Here is a 17792-nt window from a genome sequence, read left to right on the forward strand (position 1 = left end):
AATCGTGATTTTATTATTCTCTGAATTATTATTTCCGATTTTTGGGATTAATTCTGCTCAAGCATCTGGAATAAAGAGATTATATTATAATTATGAAACGGCTACCTACCTTGAAACGATAATTGAAACTCAGTATTCTTCCTCGTCAGTAAAAAGTTTTACTGAGGATATTAGTTCTTATATCATTGGTTCTATAAGTAGTGTCAGTCTAAAGAACAATGGAGTTGATAGATCTTCGAATGTCACGTTCTCAGGTACATCAGTTTCAGTCGGTAATCTAGAAGGCTCGAGTATAACTGTATATGGAAAATCAGAGACTAAACCAATGCATCAAATTTATCGTCAACCGAAAGGTCAGATATGGGAACATAAGGGAAGTAAAACAGTTGCAATAGAATTTAACGGTGTTTACGGATTTCCTAAGTCTCCCTATCCAGGAGCTATTCCTCTATATGGTCGCGAAAGATATAGTACAACCCCATTTAATTACTCATCAATCACTAGCAATGGCCCTGATTTAAGGTATTCATACAGTTCCAGTCAATATTTAAAAGATGGTCAAACAAACATAAATGGTCATGTTGCAAGTGGAGATAAGGTCAAAGATTATAATAAAGAAGGTTACGCAGTTACTTCTGCTTACGAAGTTACCAGACCAGATAAATGGTTTAGTTTAGCTTCAGTAGCATCACTTGACCCGCTTGATCCAAATGCAATTATTTCAGACGGGGATAAGCTTGCACAGAATTCTATAGAAATCTATGATGCCCAGAAATATAAATCATCATATGGAGCTATTCCCTTATCTGTAGGCCAAGGAACACTAGCAGGTCAAGGTATGATTCGTACAATGATGTTGCTGGATGATTCTGTTCCGGAAGAGCAAATTGAAGAATCCCCAGATTCCGACGGCTCAGGAGGCCTATCCCGGAATTACCAAATGTACGCCATAGGCCTATGGAAAGGAGAAACCTACAAATACCAAACCTACATCGAAGTCACCTACACCCCACCAAACAAACCCGATCTAGCGGCAATATCGATCGATGCCGGCAGTTGTGTCCTATCGGGATCAAGCACGAACCTCACCATCAAGTTCAAAAACACTGGAATTTCCATCCCGAGTGGCAGCTCATTCAAAGTAACAGTAGCTGCCGACGGCGCAGTGTTTAGAACGTTCACCTACACGGCAGGACTTCCGCCAGGAGAGACCAAAACCGAGACAGTCCCCTTCACATTCAACAGTACTAAATCCATTACGCTCACCGTAGATTCCAATGATGATATTTCAGAAACCTCCTCTACCAATAATGTGATTTCTCAAATCATTACTCCACAAGCTAGCTGTGCACCTACTGGCGGTAGCTACTCGGGGAAAACCTCAGCAGACAAACCTACAGTGCCATGGAAAGATTCAAACTTGATCAAAGCGGACTGGACAATTCCATCCAGTTGTACACCAGTTAGAGGGCGTTTTATTTTATCTCAAGCAACTGGAGAATATGTTCAATATGGGTGGAGTTCGCTCAATAGCACATCTGTGAACGATATGTCTATTTTTGCTTACGGGATGATGGGCTTCATTGGCTATCCAGGCAACATGCAAAGTGGACAAGTAGATATTTCTTATAAACTTGAGGATAGTTGTGGTGGAACTTCTTATTTTTATGAGGGGAAGTTTACGCTAGGTCCCAAGCCTCCGAATAGACCGCCACAATTCGAAATCGGATGGTTCCCAGAAAATGATTACAACAGTCGTACCCCCATGTCGGAGGCTGTAGTTGGGGACAAGCTAAACGTACGTTTACTGCCTGAAATTGCGCCTAACCATTATGATCCTGATGATGATTTTGTTACTTTTGAATGGTTGTTTGCGAACAGCTCAAGTGATTGGGTCAAAGGTTTTCCTTCGATGGGTTATTCTAAAGGCGAGGATAAACTGACATGGTTAACAGCTTCAACAGCAGGAGAACACACAATTACGGCAAAAATGTGCGATGACAAAGGAGCTTGTACGCAAAAAGATGCCACAATAACTATCATGCGTCCAGAGCCGGTTCCGTGCATAAATGTTCCAAACCGCGTCGTGCAAAATCGCCCTCTGGTGCCAAATGCTATTAATGGGGCTTGTAGTCGGCCAGCCAAGAACAGGACAATTTCGCAATACTTTTGGACGAATAATCTTGCTGTATACCCCAATGTTGGCATGGAGACTGTCACTCTTGAGGTCAAAGATAACTATGGCATACGAAGCTTGCTAGAGAATATAGCAATCAAAACCATCAATGTTGTCGAGGACAAACCACCTATTGCTGCAATTAATCTTCCGCTTTTTGCGGTTCGTGGAAACATTCCATTTCGAGATATGTCTTTTAGTCCCGACGGAGATGTCATTATTGAAACTACGATAAGCTTTGTATATGACAGCAATAATGATGGGATTTTTAACGATCACATGCCATTTCAACTACCTATTACCGTAGGCGGAATGGCACAACTACCTGCCGATAAGGTTGGTAAGTATAAGTTAACAGTCAAAACGAAGGAAGATTGGGGGCTAACAGACAGGAAATCCTTTGTGATCGATATCAAAAATGACTCGCCTGAGGTCGCATTCACAGTAACAAGTGCAAATCCAGAACCTCCTTTGTTTCAAACCATAAATGAGAACGAAATGCTGATGGCATTCGGAGAGCAGTGGGAAGGTTCATCACTTGCAAATACAAGTTTACATAAAACAAAGGATATTGGATTCACATACAACCCTATTACGAAAGGATTTACATCTCATTTTGGAAAATCGCCATATAAAGCTCCTGCCAATGGTTTAATTTTTACTCGTGCTATGGAAACCGTTGGGGTTGAAGTGGGAAGCAGCTTTAGCATGCCACTATTGTATGGCACTCAATTTATAGGTAATAAAAGTGGATCGGCAGTTCGTGGTGCTATCTCCTACACAATGCAATTAGCTAATAGGTATGGAGTCCCCTACGGCACGCCAACGACAATACAGCTTAATGGTATTGGTATTACCGCATCACCAACAGCGAGCAATCCGGGCAATTATTTAGTATATGACGCCAAAGGCGGCAGCTATAGTTTATCTTGTAGATATTTTTATGAAAATGACTCGGATGATAATGATACTTATCATTGGTGGTGTGACTATACAAGGAAAAATGCTTCTGGTCAGACTTCCTGGATCAAAAGCTTTGAGAATTACAGCAAGACGATTTCCAGTTATTTCGAGCTGCCAACACAGCCTTATCATATTGGCAATGCTAATAACATGGAGATTAATGATGATGGTTCCAAAATAAAAATACCTTACGTTCTTTTTAACCCCAGTTATTGTTTCTACTGTGGTGGCGGTGATCTCTCACGTTGGTATGATGTGGAATCAGGATTAGAGGTACCTTCTGGAACCATTACGAGGCCAAGTTCAGGGAATGGAGCTGTATATGAAGACGCGGAGGTAGCCTTATATGCTCATCAAGATTATACGAGCACCTATAGCCATTCTAATTATTCAAATAGTGGCAGCAGCTCGGCTGATAGAGGAACATACATCAATTATTTGACTTCGTATAACAAACAAACGGGTATTACTAAGCGATTAGATGTCAGTACGGTCAATCGAGATGATAGCAGTCAATCTCTGAATGGAATTGTTATTAGAGGTGAGGGTTGGAGTCGTTCAACTAGCTCGATCGTGGAAGTAAAGTGGGATGTTTCTGAGGATGGATACGTGTATATTGTAGACGGGTTTAACAAGGTAATAGTGGCTGATAAATTTGCTACTAAAATAGCAGAATACACGACGGCAAATTTACGTCCAATGAACAACTCAAGTAATGAACAACTTTTATTTGAAAAAAGACAGTTTACAATTAGCGCCTCAGGATTTGGGGATGACGGTGAATATTATTTACAGCTCCAAGAACGATACTACAAACTAAGAAGATATAATTTTAAGTGGGCGTCTTGTGGCGGTTGCAATGGAGGCAGTTACGTCTCAAGTTATGACGAAGATTCCACGGGTTCTTTTAACAAGTTTTATACGTATACGCTAAAGGGTACTACTGCTAGTGCTAAAATCTATGCATCTTCTGAGGTTGGCCAAGTTTTGAAAAAGGACACTGATATAGCCGATGCGGATTACTACTTTGACTTTATGCAATCGAGTTTGAATGTTAGCTTGAACTCACCTTCGGGGTTTATTTTTCGAGCACAAAACAATAGGAACATGTATAGGCTGGAGCTGACATCAAATTCGATTTCTCTATCCAAAATTGTGAACGGGAATCGTACTGTACTTAGAACAAGTCCTATTCATCTTAACACGACTGATTTTTTAAACCTTAAAATTTCGGTGAGAGGGTCCAAAATGAAGGTCCGGTTAGGACAACTCCCCGTTATTGAAGTATCGGATTCTACGTTCACTTCTGGCACTTATGGAGCATTCATCGGGGGATTCGGTTCTCATTATCGCAATGTTTTTGTGAAAATTCCTATAGTAGATAACACGACAATTAGCGATGTAGGAATAGCTGGAGAAGAGTTAATTTACGGGATAACGTATGAGGACGCTGAAAAAGATCCGCATTTAGTTGTTAAAGACAAATGGAAATATGAGCACACGGATTCGATGAAATTTTTGGATGCTGGTGATGGAAAAAGCGGCTTGTCTGGTTATCATGGTCAAACATTAATAGGCGCTCCAATGAAAATACTTGATAAAGTTGGTTTATATAAACTGACGTACATTGGTGCTGATGATCCTGCTCCACCAAGTTATGCTTATCCTAATGCAACTTTTGCTGATTACTTGTCTGAGTCAGATCCTTATTCGAGAAATGTTTTGATTCATCGCAAACCAATTAGCAAGTTAAACTGCAGCCAAGATTTGTATTATAAGGTGACATGCGATGATTCTCAAAGCCATGACCCAGATCGATGGTTAAGTGCAACTAATTACTCTTCAGAGTCAACAGGTATTAACTATGACTCAACCAAAGGAATCCTTGATCGCAGATATGAACATATCCTTCCGGACGGAACTACAGTGCCTGGACTAATCGATCGAGTCAAAGAAATAGGACTCTATACTTTCCGGGTAGCTGTAAAAGATGAGTACAATGCTTGGTCTGACTGGGCAGAATCGTATATTTGGTTAGAGGCACCGCCAACCAATCATGCCCCTTTTGCAGATATAACGAACCCTGCCAGTACGGACTTTAATAACCCATCTGGGGCGGCATCAGCAAACCCGCTATTTACTTGGAATGCAGTAGACTATGATGCGGATAGTTCCATTGTAAAATCTGAAATCCAAGTTCAATACTACGATTACAATTATTATAGTAATCCGCAGTATCAATGGGTAAATCAGTTTTCTTCTTCACTTTCACTAAGCAGCAACCTGAAAAGTGACGGTTCGACGGTTGGTTTAAGTTACACAGTTCCTATGTCTTTACAGGATAATAGAGTTTACAAGGCTAGAATACGAGTACAGGATGAACAAGGCTTATGGTCGGAATGGTCAGAGAAATATTTCAGCAAAGGATATCCGCCATCGTCAGTGTTGACTTATCCGAATGGCACACATGCTAACCCTACTCCGATTACTAGCGGATCGCTTATACCTACTTGGAATCAATCAGATCCAGACGTTCCAACCCAGTTTAAAAACTTTCAATACCGAATCCTAGATGAAATGGGGACTCAAGTTACATACACGTATCATGGGTATAGGAGTAGTGCAATTCGCGTAGGCAGCTATGCGCAATCTTGCAGCTATGATAATGAAACAAGGGCATGGCAGTATTGCAATTATACTACGACAAGCACTTCTTGGACGGTTCATCCAGTCGAACAATTCGATTTGTCGGTACTTGAAGGAATACTTGGTCCGTTTCAAGTTCAGGTACGTGTATCTGACGGCAGGTACTGGTCCGAATGGTCCAACTCCGGATGGTTTACCTTGAACAGACCTCCCTCAGCGACTATGAAAATACCTAATGGGACGCAAGCAGCGCCTACGATTTATTCTGTTCCTCGACCAACTTTCCAATGGACGCAGACAGACCCAGATCCTGGAACAACCTTCTCCTATGTTCAGGTGCAAATTACGAATGAATCTAATGACGTATTGGTCTTGGATTCGGGACAAATGTATCAAGGAACTGCTTCCAGCGAGGGAAGCTGGCAAGCTAGTCTCAATCTCCCTTCAGGGCAAAAACTACGCGTCAGGGCAAGAGTATTCGATGGAGTTGTATGGTCTGATTATTCAGCGCAAACATGGTTCTATATCAATAGGGCGCCTGTTGCTGAGTTTGACTGGACGCCCAAACCAGTTTGGGAAGGGGATGTGGTTCAAAGCATCAATTCCTCCTCTGATCCTGATGGAGATCGTCTAAGTTATGCCTGGAAATTAGAGCAGCCTAATGGCACGGAGGTTATTTTTTCGTCACAAAATATTAGCCATAAGTTCCTGACTCCTGGTATTTATAAAGTGACACTTACTGTGTCGGACGGGTTACTTTCAAGCTCGGTTGTCAAAATGATTACCGCAGCACCGTTGACGATTCACTCCGATGTCACATATACGAATAATTGGCTGCTTTTACATGAGAAAAGCGGTCACCAAACAGCTTCGGCTCCAAAGGATTTTTACTCTGGTGAAATATTCATTGCATCCAGTCGGAGCTCTCCAGCACCTGTCGACGAAGTTACGGCGTGGATGGATACATCGGGGTTGGACGGTAAAAGGCTTTATGTATCAGAGCAGTTAACTCCGGCAGCAGGTGATGCAACATCTTTTTGGGGAGAAATTTTTGATGCCAAATTCCATTCATTCTCGGAGGGGTTGCCCGAAGGCTTGCAAACGATTCATTTTCGTATACGATATCGCAATGGCGTAATAAAAACTGAGGATATTCACGTGAATATTATCGGCAATGTCAATAAATCAGTGGGTGTTCATAGGGTTCAATAATTTCAAAGCAGTTATCTTCGGATAACTGCTTTTTGGATGAAACGGTGAATCCTAAGCTGTGCTATGATACAATTAGTCGAGAAAAAAGCTGTGCCTAAGGGAGCGAGAAAACCTTGAACTATCGTTTAATTGCATTGGATGTTGATGGAACGCTGTTGAATGACGATCATGAATTAACCGAGCAAACGATTGAGACGATTCAGGAAGTACACGATCGAGGAGCACATATCGTATTGTGTACAGGAAGAGCTCCTGATAGCACGCTGCCTATCCTGCAGCAGCTTGGATTAGAAGGAACGATGATTACGCATAATGGAGCGGCAATCGTTCACGCAGATGAACGTGGTAAATCATTAATTAACGAGTTTTCCTTTACACTGCCAGAAATTTCCACTATGTTGGATTATGTGAGAAGAGAGGGCATTCATTTCGATGTCTGCACGTCTTTTAACATGTATATCGAGAGAATTGGCGAATATGAAAAAGAGATGTACACGAAGTTCCTGATTAATCCTAAGCTTGTGACGGATGTTTCCGAGTTAGGCTTGCCGATTGTGAAGTTCACACTTTTCAGTAAGCCAGAGGTCCTAGATCGTGTTCAACTGGAATGGGAAGAACAGCAATTATACGGTCAATTGCGGATGATTCGAAGTGGCGATTTATTCATTGATGTGATGAGCGCTAAGGCGAATAAAGGAAATGCGCTCAAAGCGCTGGCTGCAACGTTAGAGATCGATTCGAGCGAAATTCTCGCCATTGGCAATTACTACAACGATTTAGAGATGATGGCATTTGCTGGTCTTGGTATCGCTGTAGAAAATTCACCAGACGGGGTGAAGGAAGCCGCGGATGCAGTGACCGCTTCGAATAATGATGAAGGTGTGCATAAAGCCCTAGTTAAATATTGTTTATAAGTTGAATTTCCTATAAAATCCTCGATTTTTGGGGATTTTTGTCGTTTAAGGGGTTCTTCGTACTACTAGGCTATGGTAGAATGAGGGAAATAGACTAGACGGCGGTGGTGTAAATAATGGGAAAAGAACAGAAAACATGTAGTACGAAGAATAAAATAGTAGGGGCTATTGCAAGTACGGCGATGATCGCTGTGCCATTTTTGACAGTGCCTGTTGCGGCGAATGAAATTGGATTTCATCCATACCCAGAAGAAGTGGACAAAATACAGACGATTATTGTGCCGCAGAATGGATCTAAATATATAGATTTAACCGCATTGGAGTCTTTCTATGGCACTAGCAATCTGTCTATTATTCAGGCTGAGAATACAAATCCAAATGGTATTACGATTGCTGGCTTTACGGGTGTAAACGGCATCTATCAAATAAAGGCAAGTGCAAATGCAGTAGGTAAAGCGACATTCACGGTAACAGGAATTCGCTACTCAGGTGAATCAGAGACACCGACGAACATCACAGATACTTTCGATGTTATGGTTGTTGCTAATACTGGCGACGCAGATGAATTCAAGTATGATATAACGAATGCATTAACGGCGATGATGGTGTTCCCTGAGCAGTATCAAACTAACGATCAGGTCAAGGGATTGCTTCGCAACGTAAGCCCTAAGACGGTTGTTGAGAATAGTCCAATTAACTATGACGGACATAATACTGCTCCATTTCCAATTGGAAATGAGGAGAGAATCCATGGTTTCGTTGGTCAAGGGATTTCTAAATATAGCATCCGGGATAGCTTGAGGAATTATTTTTCTGATGCGGATGTAAGACCGGTTGAGGGCGAGTATTACGAACATGATGAATTAGATGCTATTTTCGTAGAAAACGAGAATATCCGAATCGAAGAGGATTACGAAGGATATAAGTTAATTCCGCTGCAAAGTGGCGATTTTGATCTGGATGTTGTAGTTGTAGATCATCATGGTGGCATCACCAAAGGGAAAATTCCGTTCCATTTTGAAAATGCAGAAAAATTCTATTTGGATGATGAGTCAACAATCAAGGTGGATTTGCGTGATTATTTCCCGAATGCTCATGAAATTGCAAATTTTTACGTGCAGGAAGGTAATTCAAGTTTCGTGAATATATCGGACAATGAAGCTACATTCAAACCAGATACGGTACCTCATACTTATACAATTGTTGCTGCTTACATGAATGACAATACAGATTATTACACATTCAGTGTTATTCCAAAAGATAGCTTGCACAATATTAGCTTACTTACAAGCAGTGAATTGGATTTAAATCTACCCTCTCTACTCTTGCCAAATCCTAGTCCAAATGTAACTTACTCCGTGTATTCAAATACTGAGCATGTCAATGGATTAACGTATGGGATAGAGAGTTCCCAAGACTTAATTTTCGAAGCCGTCAATGATGCAATGATTAATTCAATCCTTGATGTCACAGTTACAGCAAAAGATTTGACGAATCATATAACCATTAAAGATAACTTGCAAGTAAAAGTTGTTCCTTATGTATTTGAAAATTACAGCCAAACCGTCGGAATAAGAACTACGGAATTATTTAATTTTGGCATTAATAAAAACGAGATTGAGGTTACTTCACCATTTGCCCTGTCGGGTATGTTTGGAAGCTATAGCACGGTGAGTGCCCCTGCGAACAGTGGTACAGGTACAGTTGTTATAACGTTAAACTACAAAGATGAAATTATTTACAAAATTCCGTTCACTTACCCCAACCAACCATCATTAGATTAATCAGGTGACCCCTATGCTATCAAAACAATCTTCACTTATTGACGATTTAAGGAATAGAAGATACAAAGATGCTGAAACAGCTTCTAAGGATTTAATAAGAGCAAATCCGCTGGAAGCCCAATCATGGGTTTTTCTTGGGGAAGCACTGATGCATCAAGGCTACGGGGATGCTGCTAATAAAGTTTTCCAGCGCGCATGGCTCCTTGACCCTGAAGCCACTTGGGTAGCTCCTATCCTACATACACTTAAATCAGTTCCTCTTGGTGATGAGCGTGTAGACATAGAAGGGCTGCTCCGAGTAAGAAAAGTCACGATTACCGCTGGCATTATTTCGTGTAATATGGAGGATACGATTGTTCGTTGTTTGGAATCGCTTCAAGGTGCTGTAGACCACATCGTATTATTAGATTGTTCAACGGATCGTACGGCAGAGCTTGCTTCGCAATTCGCAAATGTCAGGGTTATTCCTTTTGTATGGGAGGATGATTTTGCCGCGGCTCGAAATAGGGGGCTGACGCATATGACGACGGATTGGGTATTTTGGATGGATGCAGATGAGTTTTTGATCAAAGAAGATGTAGACACCATTAGAGAAGTTGCAGGTCTTTACCATGACTCACCTTTGCCCGTAATTTTGTGTCTATGGCAGATTAACTTCATTCAAGGCCAATTAAAGCACAATTTTGCTCAAACCAGAATATTTCCACTCCGTCGCGGACTTCGTTATTGGGGAAGAGTGCATGAACAGGTTGGGACTGAATTAGGGTTATATCATGCGGAAGCTTCACGCCATAAAGTTAAGGTTAGAGTTTTTCATGATGGTTATGAGCCAGAAATCATGGCAAGCAAGGGAAAGATCGATCGAAATTTATCTTTATTACGAATGATGATTCAAGAGGAGCCTGGTAACCCCGCATGGTGGTTTTATCAGGGGAGGGAGCTCCTAGGGGCGGGTCAACAAGAAGAGGCTGTGAAATCACTTATCGAGGCAGAACGCAAAGCAGGGACTCAACCTCTTTTTGGTAGATTACTTGAAATTTATAAATTTTTGATTGATATTTATTTCTTGCGTCGTGATTGGAAGAAGGCTGAATTATATTGTAAGAAAGCTTTGGATTATCAATCTGACTTTCCTGATGCCCATTACATGCTAGCACAGGTCCGTATGAAACAAGCCGATCAGCTGTATAAGGATGCGGAGCTTGGACTTCAGCAAGCCAAAGAAGCTTTCCATTCTTTTCGGAGCATCGTAGCGCCTGATCATGAGATTGCGGAGTGGAAGTCTGATGCGGGTTTAGGGGATATCGCGTTTCGTTCCGGGAAACTTGCAATGGCAAGGAAGTGCTATTCGAATGTTAGTCGGAAAAATAATGCAAGTTTAACAAATGTCATAAGCAAAAAACTCGCAGCCATTGAAGCCGAACGGCAACGTTTAAATCAACAAAGCGAATAAAAAGACTGTTCCTCATCATGATGATGGAACAGCCTTTTTTTAATCACAGATTAAAGAACAAATGCACTAGTGATGATAACCAACAAGATGAAAAGCACCAAGATAGCACCTACGTTATTGTATCCAGCAGACATGTCAGAATCCCTCCCTCTTGACTCTATAGGATAGCATATGATGTGAAGGACATAAGTGTATAGACGTTTATCCTGTATACTCATATTTTGGACGATATTGGGACAATCTACAGAAGACTTATTAGATCTGTAGAGGAGGCGAAGAAAGTCGTGGCCGATATGATGCTTAGACCCGACCTGAAAACAGCAGGCGGAGAAGTCTGCGATATTATGTACAATGGGGAGTTTGTCGGTACGTTAACGCTAGTCTACAGGGAATCGGATCGACTTAAGGGCTCGATTCATCTGGAGCGGCAGTCTATTGCGCAAGAGGACAAAGAGAGTGTGTATACATTTGTCGAGTCATACATTCAGAGTGTCATTGATGCACTAGCTATTGAGGAGTGCGAAGTCGTAGCCAACCATAGTGATTATGATTTTGTGATCGCAACCGATCATGCCATTGGGCTTGATCTTGCGGAAGAGGATGACGGCACAGATCAATACTATTTGGATGACGATGATGCTGATTATGAATGGGTGAACGATGATGAAATTAAGTTTGATGATATCGAGGGGACGAACGGGCCCGAAAATTTGTATATGATTGAGCAGCGCAGGCAGCAACTGGGGTACGAGCTTGTCATTGTTGGAGAGTATAGAAATCTCGTTGAATACCATGTATATGATAAAGAATCGGAGCTGGTTGCTGAGGCCATCACGCATATGTACGGTTCAGAGGTGAATGGGGAAGTCATATGGCGATTTGATCCTTTTGACGAAGAAATGGATTTGGTGACGGAACTGATTGTAGCCGATTACGATGAAGATGAAACGGATACCTTCATTTTCAATATGATCTTTGAAGGGGAAGTGATTGATACCGTCGAGCTAACACATATTGATTTATTGGAGCTTGTGGATGACATTCGAGAAGAATCATTAATGCCACCGGATCCAGAGGATTACACAATTACTTTGGCAAGGGATGACGGGGATACGCTGACGTATGAGATATATCAGCAATCGTATGGCGGCCTACCCATTGGGACAGCAACAGTGGACATTAGTTCAAGGCAGCTAACTGGCTTCATTGACTTCCGGGAGCCTGGTGATTCCGATGATCGAGAACTTATCGCGGCTTTGTTGCTGGATGAGCTGGATAAAGAAAAAGATTACGAAACCTTCAATGTATCCATGCTGTATCGGAATAAGCTGATTGACGAAATATGGTTTGAAACCGATCAGCTCCACTGACCGTGAAGAAAAAGAAAGGCATGAACTCCCCATTCTGTTCGGAGAGCCATGCCTTTTTCTGCTGTATTAGAATGTGTTGGAAACTGTAATTTGATCTAAGGACAAACGGCCAGCAGCACGAGCTGGCGTAGCCGCCAAACCAACGGTGATTAACATAACGGGTAAGTAACGAGCTGGAACGTTGAAAGCTTCAACGAATTTAGCCGCGTCATATCCGCCCATTGGACAAGTGTCATAGCCCATTGCTTTCGCAGCAATCATAAGCTGCATAGCTGCTAGGGAAGCATTGCGAATTGCTTCATCACGAGCAACTTGCGGGTATTGATACACATTTTCAATTTGAGCAACTAGGCTGTCTTTTACTTCTTTTGGCATGTGGCCGGCTTCAACAGCGGGTCCGAAAACTAGCTCAGCATTTTTGTTGGCTTCGAGATCACCAAGAACGGCAATAACAACGGAGCTTTCTGCAATTTGCTTTTGACCGTATGCAATTGGAAGCAGTTTCTCTTTTTGAGCTTGATCATCAATGACAACCAGTTTCCAGTGTTGAAGATTCCATGAAGATGGCGCTTGGGAGGTAGAAGTTAAAAGCTGCTCAAGATCAGCCTGCGGCATTTTGTGACCAGCTTGATATTGTTTAACGGAATGACGATCTTCCAAAACTTGTAGAACTGCGGATTGTACTTGTGTGCTCATGTAAAATTCCTCCAAAAAATGATATTGTAAAAAAATAAAATGTAAAATTATTGTATTAATCATAAAAAATGCAAGGCTAAAATCGACAATTTACTGTAATGTTAAGTGTTATAGTTATACTTGTCAAGGGGACTTCCGTGATGTCGGAAAATGTTGGATAATGGAAGTAGAAAGGGGTTGTCCCTCTTGAAAATGACGCAAAAAGAGTTGAGCCACCTTGTATTTCTATCCGAAGTTGTCCTGACAGGCAAGAAGAAGAGCCTAATGGAAGAAACGCTGCAATGCCTGCTCTATATCGTAAAATCATTGGAAGAGGTTGAGCTTCCGGATACGGTTGTCAATCAAATCGAAAGCTTGATGGCCATGATTGAATCGGATTTGCGCGATGAGAATGAGCGGATGCAGGAAATCAGGGGCCACCTGGATTGGACGCAAAAGCGAAAGCGAAATCCGCCAGATGTTGATAGATTGTGAGAAATGGTCTCGCCATGATATAATGTAGAGTACTGTTTTTTTTATAATTAAGAGGTGATAGATATGAGCTATGAAATCCCAAGAGATGTGCAAATGTTGGGACGTGACATCACAGAGAACCAATTAAAATATCATCACAAATCCGTTTTGATTTCTAAGGAATTTACGTTTGACAGTGCGCATCATCTGCATTGTTATGAGGGAAAATGTAAAAATCTGCACGGCCACACCTATAAGCTGCAAGTAATTATGCGCGGTAAGGTTGACAGCCGAGGGATCGCAATAGATTTTGGAGATATTAAACGTATTGCAAAAGAACGCGTCATTGATCGTTTGGATCATAAATATTTGAACGATGTGTTGCCGCCAATGAATACTACGGCTGAAAATATGGTTGTTTGGATGTATGAGGAGATTCATCAGGCGCTCCTGGATGAACAACTGTATCCAGCTATTAAGCTGGAAGAAATCCGGCTGTGGGAGACGCCGACCTCCTACGCGGCCATCACTCGCTCGATGATGGAGGAGGAAGAGTAATGCGAGATATCCGCATTCCGATGGTCGAGATCTTCGAGACGGTTGAAGGCGAAGGGACCCGTGCCGGGTTCCCAACGGTCTTCGTCCGTCTTTTTGGTTGCAACCTGCGCTGCACGTGGTGTGACACCAAGTACAGCTACCCACCCGCGGAAGCGGAGAACGTCATGACCATTGCTGAAATTATCAGCAAGGTCAGTTCGTTCCGCTCCCGGCATATTTGCCTGACCGGCGGCGAGCCGCTCCTGTACGGCGAGAAGTCGCTCGCACTCATCGACGCGCTCGCTGAGCTGGAGCAGGTCGATGACCTGCACATAGAGACGAACGGCGCGATCGATCTCGCTATGTTTGTAGAACGTGTATCCTCACCGAAGGTGCGATACATTATGGACTTTAAGCTCCCTGACTCCGGTGAGATGGAGCAGATGATTGTCAGCAACTTCGGCTTGCTGCGCGAGCAGGATGAGCTGAAGTTCGTGATCGGCAGCGAGCACGATTTCCGCACGGCCGTGGACGTGCTTGAGAAGTATCCGACGAAGGCGCTGCCGATGTTCAGCCCTGTGTGGGAGACGATGCCGCCGCACAAACTCGTCCAGCATATGCTAGAAGCTGGACTTTCCAAAGTAAAGCTGAATATGCAGCTGCACAAGATTATCTGGGATCCGGCGATGCGCGGCGTTTAGCCGCTCGTCAGCCGTGGTATCCCTTTTTTCACAACAATTTAGAAGATAAATGAGGTGTCTTTATGAGCATAAGCAACGATAAGAAGAAAAGAGCCGTTATTATTTTGAGCGGAGGCCTGGACAGTACCACGTGCATGGGGATTGCCCAAGAGGCGGGATACGACCTGTATCCGATTTCTTTTGACTATGGACAGCGCCATAAGATTGAACTGGAAAATGCGAAGCAAGTCGCGGAACACTATGGTGTGAGTCAGCGGCACAAAATAATTAAGCTTGATTTCTTTCGTGACTTTGGCGGCAGTGCCTTAACGGATGATAGCATTGATGTGCCTAATGTGATGAACGGAGAAGCGGAAGAATCCGAAATTCCGGTGACTTACGTACCTGGCCGTAATCTGATGTTTCTTTCCATCGCAACGTCTTATGCGGAAGTAACGGGCTCCGAGGCGATCTATATCGGTGTGAATGCCCTTGATTACAGCGGATACCCGGATTGCCGTCCGGAATTTATTCATAAAGTGGAAGAAGTGATTGCCCTGGGAACCAAGGTAGGTGTAGAGGGGAAAGGTATCACGATTGAAACGCCGCTCATTGATTGGACGAAAGCGAAGATCATTGAGGAAGGCTTGAAAATCGGAGTTCCCTATGAGCTGACAACTTCTTGCTACAACGGAAAAGCTGAAGCCTGTGGCGTATGTGACAGCTGCAGACTGCGATTGAAAGGCTTTGAAGAAGCGGGTTCGAAGGACCCTATTCCTTATCTGTAAGCAGTTCAAAGCTGGATGAAAGGCAGGGCGTATCGTGACCAGAATCATGGTGGTGGATGATGACGCGGACATCAGGGAGCTGATTCGCGTATATTTGGTTGGAGAAGGCTTGACGGTATCGCAAGCTAGCAATGGTGTTGAAGCGCTCAGCATGCTCGAAACGACCCCGGCGGATCTAGTTGTTATGGATATAATGATGCCATTGATGGACGGTTGGGAATTATGCCGCGAGCTCAGGGCGCGTTACGACGATTTGCCTCTGCTGATGGTTACGGCCAAAAGCGAGTCCGTACATAAGGTGAAGGGGTTTCAGCTTGGCACGGACGATTACCTCGTGAAGCCGTTTGACCCATTGGAACTGGTGATGCGGGTCAAAGCTTTGCTGAAGCGATATAGCATTAACGCCTCGCAGACGATCTCGGTCGGTAATGTTGTCATAGACCGTACGGCTTATGAAGTACGTTTGCAGGATCAACGAATGTCACTCCCGCTAAAAGAGTTTGAATTACTCTATAAGCTGGCTAGTTATCCAGCGCAAATTTTCACACGAACACAGCTCATTGAACAGATCTGGGGGATCGATTACGAAGGTGATGATCGGACTGTTGATGTGCATGTCAAAAGACTGCGAGAGCGGTTCGAGCCGCTGACCGAAGAGTTTCGGATAGCCACCATCCGAGGATTGGGGTACAGACTTGAGGTGAAAGCATGATCAAGTCGCTCTACCTCCGCGTGGTGCTGACGTTCTTAGCCGTTGTGGTCGTGAGTGTGTCGGTTGCATTTCCGCTGGCTACGATATTTTTCAGAAATCTGATTACGAACGAGTTCCAGGATGAGATGCTCACGATTGGTAATCAAATTATCAAGTTAAGCGAAGACATGCAGGTTAAGCAGCTTGATTCTTTTGTTACGGGGAGCAACCGTTTTAATGATAACTACATTTTCACATTATTTAATGAAAATGGAGAGCCCATGACGGCGGTATCCTTAAATAAAAACGGTGTTCCCCGTATTGAAGCGTCGGAAGTTGCCTTTGTTTTGAAAGGCAGTGTGTACAAAAGCTTAGATTACGGCATGATCAGAGATCCCTTGAAGGACATGAAGGTGGGCATTCCTCTTAAAGTTGGAGATAAGACGTTTGCTCTTTTCATTCATCCGTACTTATCCGAAACAACCCGCCGACAAGTACAGACGGCTGTCATTACGGTTCTGGTTATTGTGCTTATTGTCGGCAGTCTGCTCATTCTCGTTGCCTCCCGGTATTTGGTGAATCCGCTGAAAAAATTAACGCTGGCAACCCAGCGGCTGGCACGCGGAAACTTCAATGTGCACGTTGCGGTCATGCAGAAAGATGAGCTGGGAGAGCTTGCCGCTAGCTTCAATCACATGGCTGGCGAGCTTAAGCAGCTTGAGCAGATGCGGCAGGACTTTGTTTCGAACGTGTCGCACGAAATTCAAACGCCGCTTACATCGATTCGCGGCTTTTCCAAGGCATTGCGGGGTTCCGAAATTGAGGAGTCCGAACGGGAGCGGTACTTGGAAATCATTGAACGTGAAAGCGAGCGGTTATCTCGCCTTAGCGATAATTTGTTAAAACTGGCTTCGCTGGAATCTGAGCATCACCCCTTTCATCCATCCACATTTGATTTGGATGAGCAACTCCGAAGAATTGTCGTCTTTTATGAACCGTTATGGTCAGAAAAGCAGCTTGATATGGACCTGTCTTTACCGAGAGTCAAAATTGCTGCGGATTCGGATCAATTGAACCAGGTGTGGATGAATCTGATAGGAAATGCGGTCAAATTCACGCCTGTCGGAGGCCATATTTTTGTAAAGCTTGTCCCTTTAAGAGATCGCGTTCAGATCTGGGTTCAAGATAATGGGATCGGCATTGCGGAGGAAGATCAAAGCCGGATATTCGAGCGGTTCTTCAAAGTAGATCAAGCGAGGCAGCGGGATACGGGAAGCGGGCTTGGGCTTGCGATTGTAAGGAAAATTATCGACCTGCATCAAGGCACGATCGAGGTTCGGAGTGAACAAGGGAAAGGAACTCAATTTCTAGTTACTCTTCCAATTTTGACCTATACATCGAAGAAATAATGAAGAAATAATGAACATCG

General features: G+C 43.2%; 12 protein-coding genes. 11 read left to right on the plus strand and 1 reads right to left on the minus strand.

Features of this window, described 5'->3' with window-relative positions:
- Positions 1-4: 4 nt before the first annotated feature.
- The 5 genes from GQF01_RS24435 to GQF01_RS24455 all read left to right on the plus strand — a co-directional run bounded on the left by GQF01_RS24435 (position 5) and on the right by GQF01_RS24455 (position 12518).
- Complete coding sequence (locus GQF01_RS24435) at positions 5-6997, plus strand: PKD domain-containing protein (RefSeq protein WP_161409361.1); 6993 nt, start codon at positions 5-7, stop codon at positions 6995-6997.
- 113 nt (positions 6998-7110) lie between these two features.
- Positions 7111-7911, plus strand: a complete 801-nt coding sequence (locus tag GQF01_RS24440; protein WP_161409362.1) for a Cof-type HAD-IIB family hydrolase — start codon at positions 7111-7113, stop codon at positions 7909-7911.
- 116 nt (positions 7912-8027) lie between these two features.
- A complete protein-coding gene (locus GQF01_RS24445; protein WP_161409365.1) occupies positions 8028-9695 on the plus strand; it encodes a hypothetical protein in 1668 nt (555 codons plus the stop codon).
- Positions 9696-9708: 13 nt separating this feature from the next.
- The gene (locus tag GQF01_RS24450) at positions 9709-11148 is read left to right on the plus strand and encodes a glycosyltransferase family 2 protein (protein WP_161409367.1); all 1440 of its coding nucleotides are present in this window, start codon (positions 9709-9711) and stop codon (positions 11146-11148) included.
- Positions 11149-11441: 293 nt separating this feature from the next.
- The gene (locus GQF01_RS24455; protein WP_202556718.1) at positions 11442-12518 is read left to right on the plus strand and encodes a hypothetical protein; all 1077 of its coding nucleotides are present in this window, start codon (positions 11442-11444) and stop codon (positions 12516-12518) included.
- 66 nt (positions 12519-12584) lie between these two features.
- On the opposite strand, the gene GQF01_RS24460 is transcribed toward GQF01_RS24455, so the two are convergent.
- Positions 12585-13214: a nitroreductase family protein gene (locus GQF01_RS24460; RefSeq protein ID WP_161409370.1), complete on the minus strand. Its 630-nt coding sequence runs from the start codon at positions 13212-13214 to the stop codon at positions 12585-12587.
- Between the two features lie 192 nt (positions 13215-13406).
- Here GQF01_RS24460 and GQF01_RS24465 point away from each other — a divergent pair, with 192 nt between their 5' ends.
- The 6 genes from GQF01_RS24465 (at position 13407) to GQF01_RS24490 (ending at position 17772) form a co-directional block, all read left to right on the plus strand.
- On the plus strand, positions 13407-13688 hold the full coding sequence (locus tag GQF01_RS24465) for a hypothetical protein (protein WP_235960464.1): 282 nt from the start codon (positions 13407-13409) through the stop codon (positions 13686-13688).
- A gap of 63 nt (positions 13689-13751) precedes the next feature.
- A complete protein-coding gene (queD, locus tag GQF01_RS24470) occupies positions 13752-14225 on the plus strand; it encodes a 6-carboxytetrahydropterin synthase QueD (RefSeq protein WP_161409373.1) in 474 nt (157 codons plus the stop codon).
- Positions 14225-14905: a 7-carboxy-7-deazaguanine synthase QueE gene (locus GQF01_RS24475; RefSeq protein ID WP_145659180.1), complete on the plus strand. Its 681-nt coding sequence runs from the start codon at positions 14225-14227 to the stop codon at positions 14903-14905. The genes queD and GQF01_RS24475 overlap by 1 nt, the downstream gene beginning before the upstream one ends.
- Before the next feature lie 62 nt (positions 14906-14967).
- A complete protein-coding gene (queC, locus tag GQF01_RS24480; protein WP_161409375.1) occupies positions 14968-15672 on the plus strand; it encodes a 7-cyano-7-deazaguanine synthase QueC in 705 nt (234 codons plus the stop codon).
- 34 nt (positions 15673-15706) lie between these two features.
- The gene (locus GQF01_RS24485; protein ID WP_161409377.1) at positions 15707-16384 is read left to right on the plus strand and encodes a response regulator transcription factor; all 678 of its coding nucleotides are present in this window, start codon (positions 15707-15709) and stop codon (positions 16382-16384) included.
- Positions 16381-17772, plus strand: a complete 1392-nt coding sequence (locus GQF01_RS24490; RefSeq protein ID WP_161409378.1) for a sensor histidine kinase — start codon at positions 16381-16383, stop codon at positions 17770-17772. The genes GQF01_RS24485 and GQF01_RS24490 overlap by 4 nt, the downstream gene beginning before the upstream one ends.
- The last annotated feature ends 20 nt before the right edge of the window (positions 17773-17792 follow it).

The sequence above is a fragment of the Paenibacillus silvestris genome (assembly GCF_009882985.1).
GTDB lineage: Bacteria > Bacillota > Bacilli > Paenibacillales > NBRC-103111 > Paenibacillus_E > Paenibacillus_E silvestris.

Coding starts and splice junctions, on each gene's coding strand:
- GQF01_RS24445 (WP_161409365.1), top strand. CDS start 8,028: ATGGGAAAAGAACAGAAAACATGTAGTACGAAGAATAAAATAGTAGGG.
- GQF01_RS24450 (WP_161409367.1), top strand. CDS start 9,709: ATGCTATCAAAACAATCTTCACTTATTGACGATTTAAGGAATAGAAGA.
- GQF01_RS24455 (WP_202556718.1), top strand. CDS start 11,442: ATGATGCTTAGACCCGACCTGAAAACAGCAGGCGGAGAAGTCTGCGAT.
- GQF01_RS24460 (WP_161409370.1), bottom strand. CDS start 13,214: ATGAGCACACAAGTACAATCCGCAGTTCTACAAGTTTTGGAAGATCGT.
- GQF01_RS24465 (WP_235960464.1), top strand. CDS start 13,407: ATGACGCAAAAAGAGTTGAGCCACCTTGTATTTCTATCCGAAGTTGTC.
- queD (WP_161409373.1), top strand. CDS start 13,752: ATGAGCTATGAAATCCCAAGAGATGTGCAAATGTTGGGACGTGACATC.
- GQF01_RS24475 (WP_145659180.1), top strand. CDS start 14,225: ATGCGAGATATCCGCATTCCGATGGTCGAGATCTTCGAGACGGTTGAA.
- queC (WP_161409375.1), top strand. CDS start 14,968: ATGAGCATAAGCAACGATAAGAAGAAAAGAGCCGTTATTATTTTGAGC.
- GQF01_RS24490 (WP_161409378.1), top strand. CDS start 16,381: ATGATCAAGTCGCTCTACCTCCGCGTGGTGCTGACGTTCTTAGCCGTT.